General features: G+C 61.5%; 2 protein-coding genes. One reads left to right on the forward strand and one right to left on the reverse strand.

Going from position 1 to position 1,097, the window contains the following annotated elements; genetic code table 11:
• Positions 1-476: TetR/AcrR family transcriptional regulator (locus EN749_RS36205; RefSeq protein ID WP_189368000.1), on the reverse strand; the 476-nt coding region annotated here is incomplete at its 3' end.
• Between the two features lie 87 nt (positions 477-563).
• Here EN749_RS36205 and EN749_RS36210 point away from each other — a divergent pair.
• The coding region (locus EN749_RS36210) for an enoyl-CoA hydratase-related protein (RefSeq protein ID WP_189368002.1) at positions 564-1,097 on the forward strand (534 nt) is incomplete at its 3' end.

The raw sequence follows: 1,097 nt of genomic DNA on the forward strand, positions 1-1,097 counted from the left end.
ATCAAAAGCACGATCTCGCGTGCCAAGGCAGGCGGCTCGCCGACGCCATGGTCCGACAAGGCGCCGGCCAGCCATGTTTCGAAATTCAGCTTGTGCCGCGCGCCGACCTTGACCGCCGGATGTCCGGGCATCGAGGCGAGTTCGGCGGCCGTGCGCAGGAAGCCGCATCCTTTCCATTTCGGGTGACGAGCGGACCTCGCCAGATTGGTGAAGATCGCCTCGACCTTGCGATCCGCGCCGCCTTCGGCGGCATCGAACCAGCCGGCCATCCGCTTCAGATTGGGTTGGTCGCGGCCATCGAGATAGGCGGCGATGAGGTCGTCCTTGCTCTTGAAATGGTAGTAGAGCGTGCGTTTGGTGAGACCCGCTTCCTCGGCGACGGCATCGACGCTGACGCGACCGATTCCTTCGGCATAGAAGAGCCTGGTCGCGGCATCGACAATACGTTTGCGTGTAGGACTTTGCGTGTCAGGCATGAGCTTAGGTATACCGACTAGTGAATATACACAAGCGGAAAGGGGCATAGTCTTCCGGTCATCAGCATGATGAAGAAGGAAGAGCCAATGACCGATCTTGTCCTCAAGGAACCCCGGGATGGGATTGCCATCCTCACCCTCAATCGGCCGGAGAAGCTCAACGCCTTGAACTATGCCCTGATCGATCGCCTGCTTGCGATCCTTGACGACATTGAAGTCGATGACAGCGTTCGTGCGGTCATTCTGACCGGTGCAGGGGAGCGGGCGTTTTCGGCCGGCGGCGACATTCATGAGTTCTCGGCCAGCGTGGCGCTCGGCGTGGATGTCGCGATGCGTGATTTCGTCATGCGCGGGCAACGGCTGACGGCGAGGCTGGAAGCGTTTCGCAAACCCGTCATCGCTGCCGTCAACGGCATTGCCTTTGGTGGCGGTTGCGAAATCACCGAGGCGGTGCCGCTCGCCATCGCCAGTGACCGCGCTTTGTTCGCCAAGCCGGAAATCAACCTCGCAATGCCGCCGACCTTCGGTGGAACCCAACGCCTGCCAAGGATCGCCGGGCGCAAGCGGGCGCTGGAGTTGCTGTTGACCGGTGACTGGTTTGCCCCGCCGCGGGCGCTTGAG

It is taken from the genome of Mesorhizobium sp. M7A.F.Ca.ET.027.02.1.1 (assembly GCF_004022985.1).
Classification (GTDB): domain Bacteria; phylum Pseudomonadota; class Alphaproteobacteria; order Rhizobiales; family Rhizobiaceae; genus Mesorhizobium.